Origin of the sequence: Lentzea albida (genome assembly GCF_900111005.1) — a bacterium.
Classification (GTDB): Bacteria; Actinomycetota; Actinomycetes; order Mycobacteriales; family Pseudonocardiaceae; genus Lentzea; species Lentzea albida.
Genome location: NZ_FOFV01000010.1, coordinates 91,876 through 110,373, shown reverse-complemented (window position 1 = coordinate 110,373; position 18,498 = coordinate 91,876). Strand labels below are relative to the sequence as shown.

Genomic DNA, 18,498 nt, shown 5'->3' with positions numbered 1-18,498 from the left:
GTGCGGATGGTTCCCTGCCGTTCATCGGCTCGTGGTGATCAACGGAAAAGATCAGGACGTTCCTCGTTCCCTGCCGATGGAGGTCTGAAGTGCATTCCCTGCAGCAACACCGGACACGTCGCCTGTTCGCCGCCCTCGCGGTCGTCGCCTCGGTGCTGGGCATCACCACCGTCGTGGCGCCCGCCGCCGACGCGGCCGTCTACCAGTCCTGCACGCAGTCGCGGTGTGACGCGGCCAGGAGCGCCAACACCTCCTGGAAGTCCAGGAGCTACCCGAGCACGCGCGGCTGGGTCAGCGGCTGGCCGAACGGGCAGTGCAACTACGCGGGCGGTGTGCACCAGAACCGCGAGGGCCAGCTCCCGGCCGGCCACAGCTACCTCGAGTTCGACGTCTACCCGCGCGCGTGCGGCGCTTCCCGGGACGCGTACCGGATCATCGTCGACCGCACCGCGAACGTCGTCTACTTCTCCCCCGACCACTACGCGAACTTCTACCGGCTCTGAGTCCTACCGGGCGCTGCGGTCGAGCCACGACCGCAGCGCCCACCAGGTGTGCAGCGTCGTCAGCACGTGGGAACGCCCCGCGTCCGGGTCGTCGCCGAGGTCGGCACCGCTCAGCTCCACGAGCCGGTCCAGCCGGTACCGCACGGTGTTCGCGTGGATGTGCAACGCCGTGGCCGTCGCGCTGAGCCGGCCGCCGTTGTCCAAGTAGCACAACGCCGTCACCACCATCTCGTGGTGGAACGAGCTCTTCGGGTCGAGCTGGCCGAGCAGCGAGTCCGCCAGCGTCTCGGCCAGCGCCGGGAACGCAGCGAGAGCGGTCTCACCGGCGAGGTCGGTCAGCAGCCGCACGCCGCAGGAGGCGCCCGCCGCCGCCAGGGCCTGCGCGCACATCGAGTACGTGCCCCGCAACGACTTCAGCGCGGTCGCGGGCGACACCACGAGCAGGTCGTCCGACCAAGTGGGCGGCACGTGCGTGAGTCCCGCGAGCCGTCCCTCGACCAGTCCGAAGACACCGCCGGACGTGTGCAGCCGCTGTTCCAGCGTCCGCGCGTGGCTCGGGTCGGTCACCCCGGACACCACGCAGTGGTACCGGCCGTCGGGGCGCAGCCCGGCCCGCGCGAGCTCGGAGACGTCCGGGAAGTCGCCCGAGACCAGCAACCGCCGCAGCACCTGGGCGTTCAGGTCGCGGGCCGTGCGGGACAGCTGCAGCTCGGCGGTGTGGTAGCCGCTGACGATGTGCCGTTCGACCGCGCCGACGTAGTGGTCGAGGTCGATCATGAAGTCGAGGATCGTGCCGTCGTCGACGCCCAGTGACCGCGCGAGCTCGACGGCCGCCCTGATCAGCTCGGTGCGCCCGGCGTGCACCCCGCGCAGCAGTCCCGCCATCGACACGCCCTGCGCGGCGCGGTCGGCCCCCAGCGCCAGCGCCGCGGAGAAGTCCCCGTCGTCGGGCGCACCGCCGCGTTCGAGGTGCGCGATCCCCTCGGACAGCAGGAACGCGATGTGCCGGCGGTTCTCCTCGGCGGGCAGCCGGGCGACCTCGGGCGAGTGGCCGCGGGCGGCGTCGACGACCCTCTCGACCACCTTGTCGTCCGCGGCGACGGCTTCGAGCACCTGGCGGACCATCGCGGACATCCCCGGCACAGCGCCTCCGCAAACACCACGTTGTGTGACGGCCACAACACAGCCGTCGCCGTTTGGGGACGGGACCCTATGCCCCGCTCTCCCGTTGCTGGTTAGTTGCTTTACGCGAGAGTAATTCGCGTTGGCACCACCCTTCAACGAGGAAGGCCCTGGGATGTCAGACCGGAACATCAGCCGTCGCAACCTGCTGGCCGCGAGCGGCGCGATCGGTGCGATCGCCGCGAGCGGGACCCTGGGGCAGGCCGTCGCCGGAGCGGCACCGCGCGTCGACGCGGACGTCATCGTCATCGGGCACGGCCTCGCGGGCCTCGTGGCGACCTCCGAACTGGCCGCGGCGGGCCGCAAGGTCCTGCTGCTCGACCAGGAACCCGAGGCCAGCCTGGGCGGTCAGGCCTTCTGGTCGCTCGGTGGTCTCTTCTTCGTCAACTCCCCGGAGCAGCGCACCGCGGGCATCAAGGACTCCCTCGAACTGGCGCGCGCCGACTGGTTCAACACCGCCGGGTTCGACCGCGGCGTGAACGACCCGCTGGGCGAGGACTTCTGGGCCGCCAAGTGGGCCGAGGCGTACCTGAACTTCGCCGCCGGTGAGAAGCGCGACTGGCTCTACGGGCTCGGCGTCCGCTGGGTGCCGATCGTCGGCTGGGCCGAGCGCGGCGGGCAGCTCGCCGACGGCCCCGGCAACTCGGTGCCGCGCTTCCACATGACGCTCGGCACCGGACCGGGCGTGATGGAGCCGTTCGAGAAGAAGGTCCGCGACGCCGTCCGCGACAACAAGGTCACGTTCAAGTTCCGGCACCAGGTCGACGCCCTGATCACGTCGAACGGCGCCGTCACCGGCGTGCGCGGCAGCGTCCTCGAGGCCAGCAGCGCCGCCCGCGGCACGCCCAGCTCCCGCAAGAAGGTCGGCGACTTCGAGCTGTACGCGCCGATGGTCGTCGTCACCTCGGGGGGCATCGGCGCCAACAAGGACCTGGTGCGCCGCAACTGGCCCGCTCGCCTGGGTCCCGCGCCGCAGCGGCTGGTCACCGGTGTGCCCGCGCACGTCGACGGCCGCATGCTCGCGATCTCGGAACTGGCCGGCGCGCGCCTGGTCAACCGCGACCGCATGTGGCACTACACCGAGGGCATGATCAACCACACGCCGATCTGGCCGGACCACGGCATCCGCGTGCTGGCCGCGCCGTCGTCGCTGTGGTTCGACGCCCGCGGGCGCCGGTTCGCGAACCCCGGCATCCCGTCGCTCGACACGCTCGGCACGCTCGAGCTGATCGGCAGGTCGGGCCACGACTACTCGTGGTTCATCCTCAACAAGAAGATCATCGACAAGGAGTTCGTGCTCTCCGGCTCCGAGCAGAACCCGGAGATCACCGCCAAGAACCTCGTCGCCTACCTCGCCATGCGACTGCTGAACAGCACGCCGCCGCCGGTGAAGGCGTTCATGGACAAGGGCGTGGACTTCGTCATCAAGAACAACCTGCCGGACCTCGTCGCCGGGATGAACGCGCTGACCGGCCAGAACCTGATCAACCTCGACGAGCTGCGCCGCCAGATCGTCGCGCGCGACCAGCAGGTCGACAACCCGTTCACCAAGGACCTGCAGGTGATGGGGATCCGCAACTCCCTGGCGTACAGCGGGGACAGCCTCGCGCGCACGGCGTCGTTGCACAAGATCCTCGACTCCGGCTCCGGCCCGTTGATCGCGATCCGGATGAACATCCTGACCCGCAAGACGCTGGGCGGCCTGCAGACCGACCTCACCGGCCGCGTCCTCGGGTCGAACGGCCAGCCGATCCGCGGCCTGTACGCGGCGGGCGAGGTGGCCGGGTTCGGCGGTGGCGGCGTGCACGGCTACCGCGCGCTGGAGGGGACGTTCCTCGGCGGCTGCCTGTTCTCCGGGCGCGCGGCGGGCCGGGGTGCGGCGGCGGAGAGCGCCTGACGGCTGAGAACGCCTAACGGCCCAGGATCCCGGGGTCTGCGGTCTCCCCTGTTGACCGCAGGCCCCGCACCACCTCCAGCACCTTCGCGAGCGAGCCCTCCGGCGTTTCCACGGCCGAGTCGAGTACGAGGTGGTCGTCCTCCCACGGCTCCCACAGGCCCCGCATCCGTTGCACGTGCTCCCAGGGAACCGTGGGGTACCACCCGGGAATGCCCCTGTCGCGACCCTCGACGCGCTCGCGGTGCAGACGTTCGTCGGAGCACACGCACTCGACGCCGACGAACACCCCACCCAGCCGTTCAACGAGCTCACGCCACTGCGCACGAGCCTCGAGGGTGTGTGCTGCCACGTCGACGACCACGTCGATCCCGAGCGTCACGTGCCGCGCCAGGGAGGCCGTGAGGTTCAGGTCCACCAGCCCCCTCGCCGCGTCGTCCGAGAGCTCGGGGAACTGCGTGACCGTGCCCTGCACCCAGTCCATCGAGACGATCGGACCGCGCCACGCACGGGCCAGCGACTCGGCGAGCGTGCTCTTGCCCGCGCCGGGGATCCCCGCCACCAGCACGACCACAGGGCCTTCGGTGGTCGGTTCGAGCTTCAGGTAGGCGTCCGTCATGGTTACACCTAAACATCGATGTGCGCGCCCATGATCACTGTTCGCTCTCGGGGCAATCCGAAGTGCTCGGCCGCGTCCGCCGTGATGTAGGAGGTGGCCACGAACAACCGCTTGCGCCAGCCCGCCATCGTCCGCTTCGGTCCGCGCTGCAGCTCGATCTTCGACAGGAAGTAGCGCGCCTGCGCGAGGTCCAGCCCGCCCTCTGTCCTGGTGGGGTCCAGCAACGCAAGCGCGGCGGGCACGTCCGGCGTCTCCACGTACCCGAAGCGAGCGCTGACGTGGATGATGCCGTCGTCGGCGTAACCGAGCTCGTCGACCTCGACCCGCCGCTCGTCCGGCACCCTCGGCACCGGCTCGGTCTCGATCGACACGATCACCACCCGCTCGTGCAGGACGTGGTTGTGCTCGACGTTGGCGCGCATGGCGAGCGGCGCGGTCTCCTTGCCGCGGTTGAGGAACACCGCGCATCCCGGCACGCGCGTCAGCCGCTGTTCGTGCAGTTCCTCGATGAACGCCCGCAACGACCCCTCTGCCTCGCGCCGGGCCTTCGTGACGATCGCCCGCCCGCGCTGCCACGTCGTCATCACCGTGAACGCCGTCAGCCCGATCAGCAACGGCAACCAGGCCCCGTGCAACAGCTTCGTCAGGTTGGCGGCGAGGAACAACAGGTCCACGCCCAGCAGCAACACGCAGCCGAGCCCGATCGCCCACGCCGGAGCCCCGAACTTCCACCGCGCGATGAACAGGAACAGCGTCGTGGTGATCGTGATCGTCCCGGTGACCGCCATGCCGAAGGCGAACGCCAGCGCGGCGGACGTGCGGAACGCGAACACCAGCGTCAGCACCGACACCAGCAGCACCCAGTTGATCCACGGCACGTAGATCTGCCCGATGGTCGACTCGGACGTGTGCGCGATCCGCAACCGGGGCAGGTACCCGAGCTGCGCGGCCTGCGACGCCACCGAGTACGCGCCGGTGATCACGGCCTGGGAGGCGATCACCGTGGCGGCGGTCGCCAGCACCACCATCGGCCACCGCCCCCACTCGGGCACCAGCAGGAAGAACGGCCCGCTGATGTTCGCCGGGTCGTCCAGGACCAGCGCGCCCTGCCCCATGTAGCTGAGCACGCAGGCCGGGAACACCAGGAACAACCAGCCGCGCGCGATCGCGGGCCGCCCGAAGTGGCCCATGTCCGCGTACAGCGCCTCGGCGCCGGTCACCGCGAGGACCACGGCCGCCAGTGCGAAGAACGCGATGCCGAAGTTCCCGAACAGGAACCCGACCGCGTACGTGGGCGACAACGCCTTCAGGATCTCCGGATGAGCGGCGACGCCCCGGATCCCGGCGATCCCGATCACCGCGAACCACAGGATCATCACGGGCCCGAAGAACCGCCCGACGACGCCGCTTCCCCGCCGCTGCACCAGGAACAGCCCGATGATGATCACGGCGGTGATCGGCACGACGAACCGCTCCAGCTCCGGCTCGACGACCTTCAGCCCCTCCACGGCCGACAGCACCGAGATGGCCGGCGTGATCATGCTGTCGCCGAAGAACAACGCGGCGCCGAAGATCCCCAGCGCGGCGAGCGTGGCCGCGGCCTTGCGCCCCTGCCTGGCCTTCCACCGCCGCAGCAGCGTGATGAGGGCCATGATCCCGCCCTCACCGTCGTTGTGCACGCGCATCGCCAGCAGCACGTACGTCACCGTCACGACGATCGTCACCGACCAGAAGATCAGCGACACGACCCCGTAGACGTTGTCGACGCTGACCGGTACCGGGTGCGGGTCGGCGGGGTTGAAGACCGTCTGGATCGTGTAAATGGGACTGGTCCCGATGTCCCCGAAGACCACGCCGAGCGCCCCGACGACCACACCGAGCCGCACGGTGTCGTGTGCGAGCTTCTGCCGCGACGGCGCCTCGGCAACCTGCTGATCAGCCACGAACACTCCCTCGACCGCCGGTGCCCGCAAGATAACCGCGCACCCCACCACCCGCAGAGCACTTCCGGGTGATCTTTACGCGTTCCTGACGGCGTGCGCCGCGACGGTCGGGAGAGCTGTCCGGGAGGACGCCGTGTCAGCCCCGCACCGCGACGCCGGGGACGGTGAACTCACCCTGGTTCAGGGTGCGCGGGTGGAAGTAGCCGGCCTGGACCTCCGCCGCGGTGTTGTTGCCGCGCAGGTGTTCCGACCACACCATGAAGTAGCTCCAGCGGGTCTGGGCGTCCAGGAACGCCGCGGTCGGCACCTTGCCGGTCTCGGCGAGCGCCACGGGCTTGCCGGCCGCGATGTTCTGGATCTGCTGGTAGTCGCCCGACGTGGGCAGACCCTTGTACCAGACGTCGAGCGACACCACGTCCACGTACTGCGCGCCGGGGTAGTACGACGCCCAGTTCCCCGCCGGGTTGTCCTGGACGTTCCACACCCAGATCAGGTTGTCGAGGCCCTGGGACACCAGGTGGTCGCGGGTGATGCGGTAGAGCTTCGCGCCGCCCTCCGGCCCCGGCCGGTTGCCCCACCAGTTCCAGGACTCGTTCATCTCGTGCAACGGGCGGAACAGCACCGGCACACCCGCGTCCTTGAGCTGCCGCAGGTACGGCACCACCTCGTCGAGGCGGCGCTTCCACGCGGTGTTGAGCGCGGTGCCGTTGGTGACGACCTCGGTGAACTGGCTCTGGCTGATCTGGGTCTTCACCCCGCCGTCGAACTGGCAGGTGCTGCCGCCGGTCGGTGTGCACACGTGCCAGGTCAGGGCCACCAGCGAGCCGTTGGCCCACTCGATCTTGGCCTGGTCGACCACCCGCTGCCGGTTGGCCACGTCCTCGGGCCGGAACATCAGGTCACCGCCCCACAGACCGGGGTACTGGCCCGTGATGTCCTTGACCTGCTGGGTGTACTGGCCGGGGTTGCTCGCCGGCTCCTTGTTGTGCTGGCCGGACACGACGTACCGGCCGGTGATCGAGGTCAGGTAGTTGATCACGTTCTGCCGCGACGACCTCGGGAACGCCTGGGCCTGCGGTGCCACCGCGACCAGGACGCCTAGGAAGGTCAGGACCGCGGTGAACGCCGTGCCGTACCGATGAAGCGTGGTGTGTCGCACTCGCTCCTCCTCGTGGAACCCACTCTGCGCTGAGGTGGGACTACGTGACGGCTGCGGCGGCGAGCCGGTTTACTAAAACGCTTAACCTGCTTGGCCGCCTCACCATAGAGGCGCTTCGACGGGGATGTCCATAGAACGCTTCAGCACCGGCCGACCGGACCGGTTCAGCTGCGGGGCGGGGCGGTCGACGCGCGCGGGACCAGCGCCGGGGCGTGCACCAGGCGTTCCGCCGGAGGCCGGTTGGTCATGACCCCGAACAGGGCCTCCGCGGCCTGCGCGCCGAACGAGAACACGTCGTGCCGCATGGCCGAGAGGGTCGGCCGGGTGAGCTGGCACAGCTGCGAGTCGTCCCAGGCCAGCAGCGACAGGTCGGCCGGCACCGACAGGCCGAACTCCGCGGCCACCCCCAGCGCCGCGACCGCCATGACGTCGTTGTCGAACACGATGGCGGTCGGCCGGTCCGGCGTGAGCAGCAGGGTGCGGCAGGCGCGGCTGCCCTGGTCCGCCGAGAAGTCCGCGACGACCGTCCGGGCCTCCAGCCCGAGCTCGCGCGCGACCTCGGTGAACGCGGCCGTCCGGATCGCGCTGTGCCCCAGTTCCGGCGGACCGCTGACCCGCGCGACGCGCCGGTGCCCCAGGGCGGCGAGGTAGCGCACCGCCTCGGTGATCGCCTCCGCGTCCTCGGTCCACACCGAGGTGAACGGACCCGCGAGGCTCGGGTGCCCGACCACGACGGCGGGAAGCCCCAGCTCCGCCAGCGCGGGGATGCGCGGGTCGTCCACGTGCAGGTCGACCAGGATGCTGCCGTTGACCCGCCCGCCCTGCCACCACTCGCGGTGGACCTCGATCTCCTCGCCGCCCTCCACCAGGCGCAGCAGCAACGAGCACGAGCGCCGCACCAGCACGCTCTCGATGCCCGAGATGAACTCCATGTAGAACGGCTCCAGCCCCAGCAACCGGGCCGGCCGCGCAATTACGAGCCCGACGGTGTGCAGCCCGCGCCCGGACAGCGAGGAGGCGGCGAGGTTCGGCCGCCAGCCCAGCTCGCGCGCGACGGCCAGGATCCGCTCCTTCGTCGAGGCGGACACCCCCGGCCGGTCGTGCAGGGCGATCGACACGGCGGCGGTGGACACCCCGGCCCGCGCGGCGACGTCCTTGATGGTCACCCTGCGCTCACCGGAGACGGAGTCGGTCACGGGGCGAGCCTACTCGGGAGCGGCGCTGCGCGGCCGGGTGGTTAAACGCTTCAGTCGTTGTGGGAGAAGGGCAGGGGGCCGGTCGGGAGATGGCCGGCGCTGGGTGGGATCGCGTGTGGCGGGCGCACGGGCCGCACGCCGATGGCGGGCTCGCGGGCTACGGGGCTTGCCGGCTGCGGGGCTCGCTAGCGGCGGCCGCGGCCTACTCGCCGGCGGACCGCAGGCCGCACGCCCGCTCACGGGCGGAGTGCGGGCCGCAGGCCCGAGCCAGGCCACAGGCAGGAGAACCGCGAGCCGCAGACCCCACCTCAGGCCACAGGACCGCGGACCGCAGGCCAGATCGCGCGCGGCACCCAGTCGATGCGCCCCGCCACCGCCGCCTACCCCACCGCCGCCCATCCCCCACCCCACCCGGCACCCACCTTTGACATACCCATACCCCCCTAGGGTATAAATGGGTGGCGAGCCCACCGCGCCCCCGGGATGACCACCCGGCCGAGCGGTGGCCGGAGAAGGAGCGAGACATGCACGGCTACGCCCCCACGAAGGACGCCCACCTGCGCCGCCTCCGCCGGATCGAGGGCCAGGTCCGCGGTCTGCAGCGGATGATCACCGAGGACGAGTACTGCATCGACGTGCTCACCCAGATCTCCGCTGCCACCAAGGCGTTGCAGGCGGTCTCACTGGGGCTGCTCGACGAGCACCTCAAGCACTGCGTGAGCCAGGCCATCACCGAGGGCGGCGACACGGCCGACGCGAAGATCGCGGAGGCCAGTGACGCCATCGCCCGCCTGGTCCGCTCCTAACCCGCGAGGAGAAGGCTTCATGACCGTCCACACCGGCACGAACCCGGACGCCCTCCGATGAGGACCGGCTACAAGGTCGCGCTCTACGCCGCCGCCCTCGCCGTGATCTTCGGCGGCACCTGGGCCGCGGGCGCCGCCACGGGGCCCACGCCGGCCGAATCCCCGGCCCCACACGCCGAGACACACGATGGCGGCCACGACTCGAAACTCCCACCGGGACTGTCCGTTTCGGACAACGGCTACACGTTGCGCCTGAAGGAGACCGCGCCGCTCACCTTCACCGTCGAGGGCCCGGACGGCCAGCCCGTCACGAAGTTCGCGGTGGAGCACGAGAAGCGCCTGCACCTGGTCGCGGTCCGCCGGGACGGCTCGCACTTCCGGCACGTCCACCCGCAGATGGCCCCGGACGGCACCTGGTCGACGCCTCTCGAGCTGCCGGACGCGGGCAGTTACCGCGTCTTCGCCGACTTCAGGCCGGAGGGTGGTCCCGCGCTCACGCTGGGCGCCGACGTCCAGGTGCCGGGTGACTACCGGCCGCAGAACCACGTCGACAGCCGCACGTTCACGGTCGACGGCTACGAGGTATCCCTGTTCGGAGACCTGAAGGCGAACGCGGCGTCGACCGTCGCGATCGAGATCTCGAAGGACGGCAGGCCGGTGGCGGACCTGCAGGACTACCTGGGTGCCAAGGGGCACCTGGTGGCCCTGCGGTCGGACGACCTGGCGTACCTGCACGTGCACCCCGAGCAGGGCGGGCAGGTGAAGTTCGCGGTGGAGGTGCCGACGGCCGGGAAGTACCGGCTGTTCCTGGACTTCCAGCACGACGGCGTGGTCCGCACCGCGGAGTTCACGCTCACGACCCACGAGGAGGGCGGTCATGGCCACTGACACGGTCGAACTCTCGATCGGCGGCATGACCTGCGCCTCGTGCGCGGCGCGGATCGAGCGCAAGCTCAACAAGCTGGAGGGCGTGCAGGCATCGGTCAACTACGCGACCGAGAAGGCGCGGGTCAGCTACGCGGGCGACCTCACCCCCGCCGACCTGGTGAAGGTGGTCGAGGCCACCGGGTACACGGCCGAACTCCCGGCCGAGCCCACCGAAACCGCGGAGGAGGACGACCCGACGAGGACGCTGCGGGAGCGGCTGGTCACGTCGGCCGTCCTCTCCGTGCCGGTGATCGCGCTCGCGATGGTGCCGGCGCTGCAGTTCACGTACTGGCAGTGGCTGTCGCTCGCGCTCGCCGGACCGGTCGTCACGTACGCCGCGTGGCCGTTCCACAAGGCGGCGTGGACGAACCTCCGGCACGGCGCCGCCACGATGGACACGCTGATCTCGCTCGGCGTCGGGTCAGCGTTCCTGTGGTCGCTCTACGCGCTGTTCCTGGGCACGGCGGGCACTCCCGGCATGACGCACGGGTTCACGTTCACCGTCGAGCGGATGGCCGGCACCGGCAACATCTACCTCGAGGTCGCGGCGGGCGTCACGACGTTCATCCTGGCCGGGCGGTACTTCGAGGCGCGGTCCAAGCGGCGTGCGGGGGCGGCGCTCAAGGCGTTGCTCGAGCTGGGCGCCAAGGACGTCGCGGTCGTCCGGGACGGCCGCGAGGTGCGCGTCCCGACGGAGGAGCTGGCGGTCGGCGACCGGTTCGTCGTGCGGCCCGGCGAGAAGATCGCGACGGACGGCGTCGTCGAGGAGGGCACCTCAGCGGTCGACGCGAGCATGCTCACCGGAGAGTCCGTGCCGGTCGAGGTGCGCCCCGGTGACGCGGTGGCGGGCGCGACGGTCAACGCGGGCGGGCGGCTCGTCGTCAGGGCGACCCGGATCGGGTCGGACACGCAGCTCGCGCAGATGGCGAGGCTGGTCGAGGAGGCGCAGAACGGCAAGGCCGAGGTGCAGCGCCTCGCGGACCGGATCTCCGCCGTGTTCGTGCCGGTCGTGATCGCCCTCGCCGTGGGCACGCTGGGCTTCTGGCTCGGCACCGGCGGCGGTGCGGGTGCGGCGTTCACGGCCGCGGTGGCCGTGCTGATCATCGCCTGCCCGTGCGCGCTGGGGCTCGCGACGCCGACGGCGTTGCTCGTCGGCACGGGCCGGGGTGCCCAGCTCGGGATCCTGATCAAGGGGCCGGAGGTGCTGGAGTCCACCCGCCGCGTCGACACCGTCGTGCTCGACAAGACCGGCACCGTGACGACCGGGCAGATGAGCCTGGTGGGCGTCCACACCGCCGAGGGCGAGACCGAGGCCGAGGTCCTCAGGCTCGCCGGGGCCCTGGAGAACGCCTCCGAGCACCCGATCGCCAGGGCCGTCGCCCAGGCGGCGGGGGACGTGCCCGCCGTCGACGACTTCCAGAACGTCGAAGGGCTCGGCGTGCAGGGCGTCGTGGACGCCCACGCCGTGCTCGTCGGCCGGGAACGCCTGCTCAGCGAGTGGAGCGTCCCGCTCGGCACGGAGCTGCGCGAGGCCAAGGAGGAGGCGGAACGGCAGGGCCGCACGGCGGTGCTGGTCGCGTGGGACGGCAAGGCCCGTGGCGTGCTCGTCGTCGCGGACACCGTGAAGCCCACCTCGAAGGAGGCGATCGAGGGCCTCCGCGGGCTCGGGCTGCGTCCCGTGCTGCTGACCGGCGACAACTCCGCGGCGGCGGAAGCGGTCGCGGCCGAGGTCGGCATCAGCGAGGTGGTCGCCGAGGTGCTGCCGGCCGACAAGGTCGACGTCGTGAAGAAGCTCCAGGACGAGGGCCGCGTCGTGGCCATGGTCGGCGACGGCGTGAACGACGCCGCCGCGCTCGCCCAGGCCGACCTGGGCCTCGCCATGGGCACCGGCACGGACGTGGCGATCGAGGCCAGCGACCTCACGCTGGTGCGAGGCGACCTGAGGGCCGCCGTGGACGCGATCAGGCTCGCGCGGCGCACGCTCTCCACGATCAAGGGCAACCTGTTCTGGGCGTTCGCGTACAACGTCGCCGCGCTGCCGCTGGCGGCGTTGGGCCTGCTCAACCCGATGATCGCGGGAGCCGCGATGGCGTTCTCCTCGGTGTTCGTGGTGAGCAACAGCCTGCGGTTGCGCGCCTTCCGCTGAGAAGGCAACACGACCCTCACGGCCGGTTTCGTAGCCTCGGCACATCAGCAACCGATGGGAGTGGATGTGCCGAGGCTGGCCCTGGTCATGGCCGCGGTGGTCACGCTGCTGACCGCGTGCACCTCAACACCGCCCGCGCAGGTCCCCGCACCGGCGCAGAGCAGCAGCGCTCCCCCACCGGCCGAGCAGGTCCACGTGTCGATCGGCGACTCCTACGCGACGGGCTTCGGCCCGGACGGCACGACGGAGAGCTTCGCGCAGATCGTCGCGAAGGAGTCCGGCTTCAAGCTGATCAACCTCGCGTGCAACGGCGCCACGTCCGCCGACCTGGCCACCAAGCCCGCCTGCGGCCCCGACGCGGGCGGCAAGACGCAGCTCGACGCCGCCGTGGAGGCGTTGCGCGGCAAGAAGGCGGCCCTGGTCACGATGGTGATCGGCGGCAACGACCTGACGCCGTGCGCACTGGTGCAGGACCCGCTGGACTGCGCGTCCAGGACCGTCGCCGGCATCCAGACCAACGTCGCGGGCGCCCTCACCGAGCTCCGCGAGGCCGCGCCGGACGTGAAGATCGTCGGCCTCACCTACCCCGACGTGTTCCTCGGCGCGTGGGTGAACCCGTCGTTCCCCAACGGCAAGAACCTCGCCCAGGTGTCGGTCACGATGTTCAAGGACTTCAACACCAGGATCGCGGCCCAGTACGCCAGGTTCGGCGCGAAGTTCGCCGACGTCACGGACGCGACCGGCGGTTACGGCGCGCTGACCGAGCTGGCCCAGGACCCGAAGTACGGCCAGGTCCCGGCGTCCGTGGCCAAGGTGTGCGCTCTCACGCACTTCTGCGACCGCACCGACGTGCACCCGACGCCTGCGGGACACCAGGCGATCGCCGAGGCGGTCACGGCCGCGAGCCGCTGAAGCCGGCCACCCGCGAGGGGCCCCGCCCGCGAACTGGAGCAGGCTTTTCCCCGTATTACCCGAAAGACCCTGTTGATCAGCTCGCGCCTCTGACAGGCTCTGGATCCGTTGCCGCAACGAGGAAGAGTGCTTGATGACCGTGCTCCCGCACACGACCGACGCCCTGCACCGGATCAGCGACGCCGTCGACGGCTTCTTACGCGCCGAGCGGGAGCTCAACCTCGCTGACCCGTCGGCGCACATGCAGGTCGGCGGCCGGGTGCACGCGCTCGGGGTGCAGATCCACGGCGGTGTGCTCGCGGGGATCCCGGAGGAGGACATCGCCGCGATCGTGCAGCCCGCGCGGTCGGCGTGCGCGCGGTCGCCGTTCATGCGCGACGAGAACGAGTGGGCCCGCGGCTACCCCAGCGACTTCCGGTTGATCGAGCACGTCCTCGCGCAGGCGAACAAGGCGACGCCGGGCACGCTCGGCTGGCACGTCGAGACGCACCTGCAGGGCGTGGCGATCACCCACCAGCTGCGCAACCGGGTGATGCACCAGACGCGGCTGATCGGCGACACGCTGACCGCGCCTCGCAACGAGCCCCGTTCGGTGCTCGTCATCGCCGCCGGTTCCGCCCCCGACCTGCGCAAGATCCCGCCCGGCATCGTGCGGCCCGGCGACAGGTTCGTGCTCACCGACGTCGACCCGGACGCGCTGGAACTCGCGCAGCAGCGGCTCGGGCCGCTCAACGACTTCACGACCGCGGTCAGCGGCAACGTGTTCCGCGCGATCCCGAAGCTCGCCGAGCTCGGCCCGTACGACCTGGTGCTGGTCAACGGCCTCTACGAGTACCTCAACGACCGGGCCGCCGCGCGCCTGACCGAGGCGGTGCTGACCCGGCTCTGCCGCCCCGGCGGCCTGTTCCACTTCTCGAGCCTCACCGGCGGCAACCCGTTCCGCTGGGCGCTCGAGTACCTGATGGAGTGGCAGGTCGTCGAGCGCGACGAGGCCGCCGTCCGCGCGTTGCTGCCGGGCTGCGACGTGTCGGTGGGCTTCGACCAGACCGGACTGGCGCTGCTCGCCCACGTCCGCACGAGGCGATGACTCCTCGCGCTTGATCAGCTGGACGGCCTTCGCCGTGGTGTCCGGGCCTGCTCAGCGCAGGCCGTGGGCGATCCGGGTCACGAAGGCCACCAGCCGGTCGGGCGTGAACCTCTCCGGGTCGGTGAGCACGAGCCGGCCGGACATCTCCGCCAGGGCGAGCATCGCGTGGCCGAGCAGGGCGGAGTCGAGGTCGTCGAGGCGGCCCAGCTCCTTCAGGCCGAGCGCGGCCAGTTCCTCGATCTGGGCCAGGACGCCGGCCCGGACGAGTTCGACCTGCGTGCGGAACTCGGCCGGCGTGCCCTCGGGCGGCAGCAGCACGAGCCGCCAGCGGTCGGGGGCCTCCACCACGGCGTTGACGAAGACGCGGACGGCGTCGGCGAAGGCGTCGTCCGGGGAGCGGGTCGCGAAGTCGGTGGGCAGGGCGGCGACGACCTGTTCGGTGGCGCGGCCCGCCTCGCGTTCGAGCAGGGCGCCGATGAGCTCGGCCCGGTTCGCGAACAGGTCGTAGAGCACGGGCTTGGTGACCTGCGCTTCCTTGGCCACCGACTCCATCGTGACGGTGTCGAAGCCCGCCGCGATCAGGCCCAGGGCGGCGTCCAGCAACTGCTCGCGGCGCTGCTCCGGCGGCAGGCGGCGGGCGTACTTCCGACGCGTTGTGCTCACCGGACCATATTGCTACGGTGGCGTAGCTTTCACAAAGCTACGGGCGCGTAGCAATTGGCGGAGGTGTTGCGATGGAGCCGGACAACCTCGTACTGCAGCCGCGTGACGTGCGGTTCGACTGGTCGACCCTGCCGATGCACTGGGTCCCGGACGAGCCGGTGGCCACGCACGTCATGAACGTCCTGCACCTGCTGCTGCCCGAGGGCGAGCGGTGGTTCGTGCGGACGTTCCAGCAGGCCGTGCCGCTGATCTCGGACGACACGTTGCGCGAGGACGTGCTCGGGTTCATCGGGCAGGAGGCGATGCACGCCGAGGCCCACAGCGAGGTGCTCGACCACCTGCTCGCTCACGGCCTGGACCCGCGGCCGTTCACGCGGCAGATAGAGCACGTGTTCCAGCGGATCCTCGGGCCCGGGACGGGGCTGGGCCCGGAGCAGGCGCGCGAGCAGCTGATCGAACGGGTCGCGATCGTCGCCGCCGTCGAGCACTTCACCGCCTACCTGGGCGACTGGATGCTCAACGCCGACGCCCTCGACCGCGCAGGCATCCACCCCGTGATGCTGGACCTGTTGCGCTGGCACGCGGCCGAGGAGGTCGAGCACCGCAGCGTCGCGTACGACCTGATGTGCCATCTCGACCGCCGATACGTGCGGCGTGCGCGCACGATGCTGCTGGTCGCGCCGGTGCTCTTCTGGCTGTGGGTGCGTGGCGCGCGGTTCATGGTGCACGCGGACAAGACGACGAACGTGCGGCTGACGTGGCGCGAGGCCATGCGGGCCGGTCGGCGCGGGCTGCTGCCGAAGCTGTCGGAGATCTTCCGGGCGTTTCTGCGGTACTTCCACCCGGCGTACCACCCGAAGCAGGAGGGGTCGACGTCGCAGGCGATCGCGTACCTGGCTTCGTCCCCCGCGGCGCGGGAGGCGCACTGATGCTGGGTGGCCTGACCCGGTTCGGCGCGCTCTACGACGCCGCGGTGACCCGTTTCGGCGGCCGGGCGCGACCCGGTGCCGCGCGGGACGCGTTGTGGCTGACCCTGGTCGAACGTTCCCAGGTCGCGGACGGCGTGGTGAGCCTCCGCCTCGGCGGCCCGGCGCTGCCCGCCTGGCAGCCGGGCTGTCACGTCGACCTGCACCTGCCGTCCGGGCTGCGCCGCCAGTACTCGCTGTGCGGTGACCCGGCCGAGGACACCTACCGGATCGCGGTCCGCGAGGTCGGCGCCGGCTCGCGCGAGGTGCAGGCGTTGCGGGTGGGCGACCGGATCCAGGTGCGCGGGCCGCGCAACGCGTTCCCGTTCGCGGGGATCGGGCCGGTCCTGTTCGTGGCGGGCGGCATCGGGATCACCGCGATCCTGCCGATGGTGCACGCGGCCGCGCGGCGCGGCCTCGACTGGCGGCTCGTGTACCGCGGGCGCTCGACGGCCACCATGCCGTTCCTGGACGAGCTCCCGGCCGGGCGGGTCGACGTGCGCATCGGGCGGGGCGGGGCGTTGCTGGCGGACGCGTCGCCCGGTGGCGCGGTGTACTGCTGCGGGCCGGCGTCGATGCTCGACCAGGTGCGGGCCGAGTTCTCCTCGCGCTGGCTGCACTTCGAGCGCTTCAGCCCGCCGCCGATCGTGGACGGGCGCCCGTTCGCGGTGGAACTGCGCCGCAGCGGGGTAACCCTCGACGTGCCCGCCGACCGGTCGGCGCTGGACGTGATCAGGGACTTCCGGCCGTCGGTCGCCTACTCGTGCCGGCAGGGGTTCTGCGGCACGTGCGACGTCGGGGGCGTGCGGATCTGCGTGGACAGGCCCACCGGTGATCGACTGGTCTTGGAGGAGCTGTGAAGGTGCGTTCCGGCGATGTCGACCTGGCCGTGCAGGTGCGCGGCACGTCCGGTCCGACGGTGGTGCTGGTGCACGGGTACCCGGACACGCACGAGGTCTGGGATCGCGTGGCCACGGTGCTGGAGAAGGACTTCCGGGTCGTCACCTACGACGTGCGGGGCGCGGGCGAGTCCGGTGTTCCGTCCACTGAGGACGACTACCGGCTCGAACGGCTGGCGGCCGACCTGTTCGCGGTGATCGACGCGGTCAGCCCGGACGAGCCGGTGCACCTGGTCGGCCACGACTGGGGCTCGATCCAGTCATGGGAGGCCGTGACCACGCCCGGCGCGCGGATCGCCACGTTCACCTCGATCTCCGGCCCGTGCCTCGACCACATGGGCCACTGGTCGCGGAAGGGCCTGTCGATCGCGCACCTCAAGCAGTTCTTCCGCTCCTGGTACATCGCGGCGTTCCACCTGCCGGTGCTCGCACCCCTGTTCTGGCGGCTCTACCTCGGCCCGCGCTGGGCAGGGGTGTTGCAACGACTCGAAGGCGTGAAGGTCAAGCCGGCGCGCACGCTGACGTCCGACGCGGTGCGCGGGATCTCGTTGTACCGCGCCAACATCCGGCAGGTCATGCGGTCCCCGAGGCAGCGCTTCGCCCCCATGCCCGTGCAGGTGGTCCAGCCGACCCGCGACCGCTACATCCGCACCGAACCGCTCGACCTCGAACGCTGGGTGCCGTCCCTGACGCGCCGCAGGATCGCCGCCGGCCACTGGGCGCCGCTCAGCCACCCCGCGGCGCTCGCCCGGATGATCAGCGAGTTCGTCACGGACTCCACTCCCCGGCGCGAGCTCGTCGTGATCACCGGTGGCGGCAGCGGCATCGGCCGGGCGACCGCGGTGGCGTTCGCCGAGGCGGGCTCACGGGTCGTGGTGTCCGATGTGGACCTCGCAGCGGCCGAGGAGACCGCCGCGCTGGTCGGCGGTCACGCCTACGAGGTCGACGTGCGCTCCGAGGACGCGGTGCGCGCCTGGGCGAAGCAGGTCGCCTCCGAACACGGCGTGCCGGACGTGGTCGTGAACAACGCCGGCATCGGCCACTCCGGCTCGTTCCTCTCGACCTCCGCGGAACAGTGGCAACGGGTGCTGGACGTCAACCTGTCGGGCGTCGTGCACGGTTGCCGGGCGTTCGGCGAGCTGATGGTCGAGCGCGGCGAGGGCGGTCACATCGTGAACCTGGCCTCGGCGGCGGCGTACCTGCCGTCGAAGATCCTCTCCGCGTACGCCACCAGCAAGGCGGCGGTGTTCATGCTCTCGGACTGCCTGCGGGCCGAACTCGCGGAACACGCCATCGGCGTCAGCGCGATCTGTCCGGGGATCGTGAACACGAACATCACGGCCACCACGACGTTCTCCGGGGTCAGTTCCGCGGAGGAGAGCCGCAAGCAGGAGCGCGCCTCGCGGATGTACGCGCGCCGGGGTTTCGGTCCTGAGGGGGTGGCTCGGGAGATCGTGCGTGCTGTGCGGAGCAACCGGGCGGTGGTGCCGGTGACGGTGGAGGCCAGGGCGGCCCGGGTCGCCGGGCTGGTCGCGCCGGGGTTGCTGCGCACTTTCGCCAAGCTGGACGTCACGTGACGGTGTGGCTCAGCACGCCG

The 18,498-nt window shown here is 71.1% G+C and carries 16 protein-coding genes; 10 read left to right on the top strand and 6 right to left on the bottom strand.

Going from position 1 to position 18,498, the window contains the following annotated elements:
- The first annotated feature begins 89 nt into the window (after positions 1 to 89).
- On the top strand, positions 90 to 503 hold the full coding sequence (locus tag BMY74_RS24385) for a ribonuclease domain-containing protein (protein WP_089919904.1): 414 nt from the start codon (positions 90 to 92) through the stop codon (positions 501 to 503).
- Between the two features lie 3 nt (positions 504 to 506).
- Here the strand turns inward: BMY74_RS24385 and BMY74_RS24380 are convergent, their stop codons facing one another.
- The gene (locus BMY74_RS24380) at positions 507 to 1,637 is read right to left on the bottom strand and encodes an RsbRD N-terminal domain-containing protein (RefSeq protein ID WP_089919901.1); all 1,131 of its coding nucleotides are present in this window, start codon (positions 1,635 to 1,637) and stop codon (positions 507 to 509) included.
- 163 nt (positions 1,638 to 1,800) lie between these two features.
- On the opposite strand from BMY74_RS24380, the gene BMY74_RS24375 reads away from it, so the two are divergent.
- On the top strand, positions 1,801 to 3,582 hold the full coding sequence (locus tag BMY74_RS24375; RefSeq protein ID WP_089919899.1) for an FAD-binding dehydrogenase: 1,782 nt from the start codon (positions 1,801 to 1,803) through the stop codon (positions 3,580 to 3,582).
- Between the two features lie 13 nt (positions 3,583 to 3,595).
- Here the strand turns inward: BMY74_RS24375 and BMY74_RS24370 are convergent, their stop codons facing one another.
- From BMY74_RS24370 to BMY74_RS24355, 4 genes are all read right to left on the bottom strand, one after another.
- Positions 3,596 to 4,198 (bottom strand): P-loop nucleotide/nucleoside kinase family protein, encoded by a 603-nt coding sequence (locus BMY74_RS24370; protein WP_089919896.1) that lies wholly within the window; start codon positions 4,196 to 4,198, stop codon positions 3,596 to 3,598.
- An 8-nt stretch (positions 4,199 to 4,206) separates the two neighbouring features.
- Entirely contained in the window at positions 4,207 to 6,141 is a 1,935-nt protein-coding gene (locus BMY74_RS24365; RefSeq protein ID WP_177229898.1) for a potassium transporter Kup, read from the bottom strand.
- A gap of 136 nt (positions 6,142 to 6,277) precedes the next feature.
- The gene (locus BMY74_RS24360) at positions 6,278 to 7,300 is read right to left on the bottom strand and encodes a glycosyl hydrolase (protein ID WP_089919894.1); all 1,023 of its coding nucleotides are present in this window, start codon (positions 7,298 to 7,300) and stop codon (positions 6,278 to 6,280) included.
- A 164-nt stretch (positions 7,301 to 7,464) separates the two neighbouring features.
- Positions 7,465 to 8,496 carry a LacI family DNA-binding transcriptional regulator gene (locus tag BMY74_RS24355; protein WP_089919892.1) on the bottom strand — a complete coding sequence of 344 codons (1,032 nt, stop codon included), beginning with the start codon at positions 8,494 to 8,496 and terminating at the stop codon, positions 7,465 to 7,467.
- 524 nt (positions 8,497 to 9,020) lie between these two features.
- Here BMY74_RS24355 and BMY74_RS24350 point away from each other — a divergent pair.
- The 5 genes from BMY74_RS24350 to BMY74_RS24330 all read left to right on the top strand — a co-directional run bounded on the left by BMY74_RS24350 (position 9,021) and on the right by BMY74_RS24330 (position 14,374).
- Positions 9,021 to 9,302 carry a metal-sensitive transcriptional regulator gene (locus tag BMY74_RS24350; RefSeq protein ID WP_089919890.1) on the top strand — a complete coding sequence of 94 codons (282 nt, stop codon included), beginning with the start codon at positions 9,021 to 9,023 and terminating at the stop codon, positions 9,300 to 9,302.
- 57 nt (positions 9,303 to 9,359) lie between these two features.
- A complete protein-coding gene (locus tag BMY74_RS24345; RefSeq protein WP_089919888.1) occupies positions 9,360 to 10,190 on the top strand; it encodes a hypothetical protein in 831 nt (276 codons plus the stop codon).
- Positions 10,180 to 12,375 (top strand): heavy metal translocating P-type ATPase, encoded by a 2,196-nt coding sequence (locus BMY74_RS24340; protein WP_089919885.1) that lies wholly within the window; start codon positions 10,180 to 10,182, stop codon positions 12,373 to 12,375. The genes BMY74_RS24345 and BMY74_RS24340 overlap by 11 nt, the downstream gene beginning before the upstream one ends.
- Before the next feature lie 54 nt (positions 12,376 to 12,429).
- Complete coding sequence (locus tag BMY74_RS24335) at positions 12,430 to 13,287, top strand: SGNH/GDSL hydrolase family protein (protein WP_089919883.1); 858 nt, start codon at positions 12,430 to 12,432, stop codon at positions 13,285 to 13,287.
- A gap of 133 nt (positions 13,288 to 13,420) precedes the next feature.
- Positions 13,421 to 14,374, top strand: a complete 954-nt coding sequence (locus tag BMY74_RS24330; RefSeq protein ID WP_089919880.1) for a class I SAM-dependent methyltransferase — start codon at positions 13,421 to 13,423, stop codon at positions 14,372 to 14,374.
- Positions 14,375 to 14,425: 51 nt separating this feature from the next.
- On the opposite strand, the gene BMY74_RS24325 is transcribed toward BMY74_RS24330, so the two are convergent.
- A complete protein-coding gene (locus BMY74_RS24325) occupies positions 14,426 to 15,037 on the bottom strand; it encodes a TetR/AcrR family transcriptional regulator (protein WP_089919877.1) in 612 nt (203 codons plus the stop codon).
- A gap of 71 nt (positions 15,038 to 15,108) precedes the next feature.
- Between BMY74_RS24325 and BMY74_RS24320 the strand changes: the two genes are divergently transcribed.
- The 3 genes from BMY74_RS24320 to BMY74_RS24310 are packed head-to-tail and all read left to right on the top strand — an operon-like array spanning position 15,109 to position 18,478.
- Entirely contained in the window at positions 15,109 to 15,966 is an 858-nt protein-coding gene (locus BMY74_RS24320) for a metal-dependent hydrolase (protein ID WP_089919875.1), read from the top strand.
- Positions 15,966 to 16,862, top strand: coding sequence for a PDR/VanB family oxidoreductase (locus tag BMY74_RS24315; protein WP_089919872.1), 897 nt, complete (start codon positions 15,966 to 15,968; stop codon positions 16,860 to 16,862). Before BMY74_RS24320 ends, BMY74_RS24315 begins: the two co-directional genes overlap by 1 nt.
- Positions 16,863 to 16,864: 2 nt before the next feature.
- Positions 16,865 to 18,478, top strand: coding sequence for an SDR family oxidoreductase (locus BMY74_RS24310; RefSeq protein ID WP_245786328.1), 1,614 nt, complete (start codon positions 16,865 to 16,867; stop codon positions 18,476 to 18,478).
- Positions 18,479 to 18,498: the final 20 nt, after the last annotated feature.

Excerpts from the sequence above, each read along its gene's own strand:
- BMY74_RS24330 (WP_089919880.1), top strand. The coding sequence starts at position 13,421 with ATGACCGTGCTCCCGCACACGACCGACGCCCTGCACCGGATCAGCGAC.
- BMY74_RS24320 (WP_089919875.1), top strand. The coding sequence starts at position 15,109 with ATGGAGCCGGACAACCTCGTACTGCAGCCGCGTGACGTGCGGTTCGAC.
- BMY74_RS24340 (WP_089919885.1), top strand. The coding sequence starts at position 10,180 with ATGGCCACTGACACGGTCGAACTCTCGATCGGCGGCATGACCTGCGCC.
- BMY74_RS24350 (WP_089919890.1), top strand. The coding sequence starts at position 9,021 with ATGCACGGCTACGCCCCCACGAAGGACGCCCACCTGCGCCGCCTCCGC.
- BMY74_RS24380 (WP_089919901.1), bottom strand. The coding sequence starts at position 1,637 with ATGTCCGCGATGGTCCGCCAGGTGCTCGAAGCCGTCGCCGCGGACGAC.
- BMY74_RS24315 (WP_089919872.1), top strand. The coding sequence starts at position 15,966 with ATGCTGGGTGGCCTGACCCGGTTCGGCGCGCTCTACGACGCCGCGGTG.
- BMY74_RS24370 (WP_089919896.1), bottom strand. The coding sequence starts at position 4,198 with ATGACGGACGCCTACCTGAAGCTCGAACCGACCACCGAAGGCCCTGTG.
- BMY74_RS24375 (WP_089919899.1), top strand. The coding sequence starts at position 1,801 with ATGTCAGACCGGAACATCAGCCGTCGCAACCTGCTGGCCGCGAGCGGC.
- BMY74_RS24345 (WP_089919888.1), top strand. The coding sequence starts at position 9,360 with ATGAGGACCGGCTACAAGGTCGCGCTCTACGCCGCCGCCCTCGCCGTG.
- BMY74_RS24335 (WP_089919883.1), top strand. The coding sequence starts at position 12,430 with ATGGGAGTGGATGTGCCGAGGCTGGCCCTGGTCATGGCCGCGGTGGTC.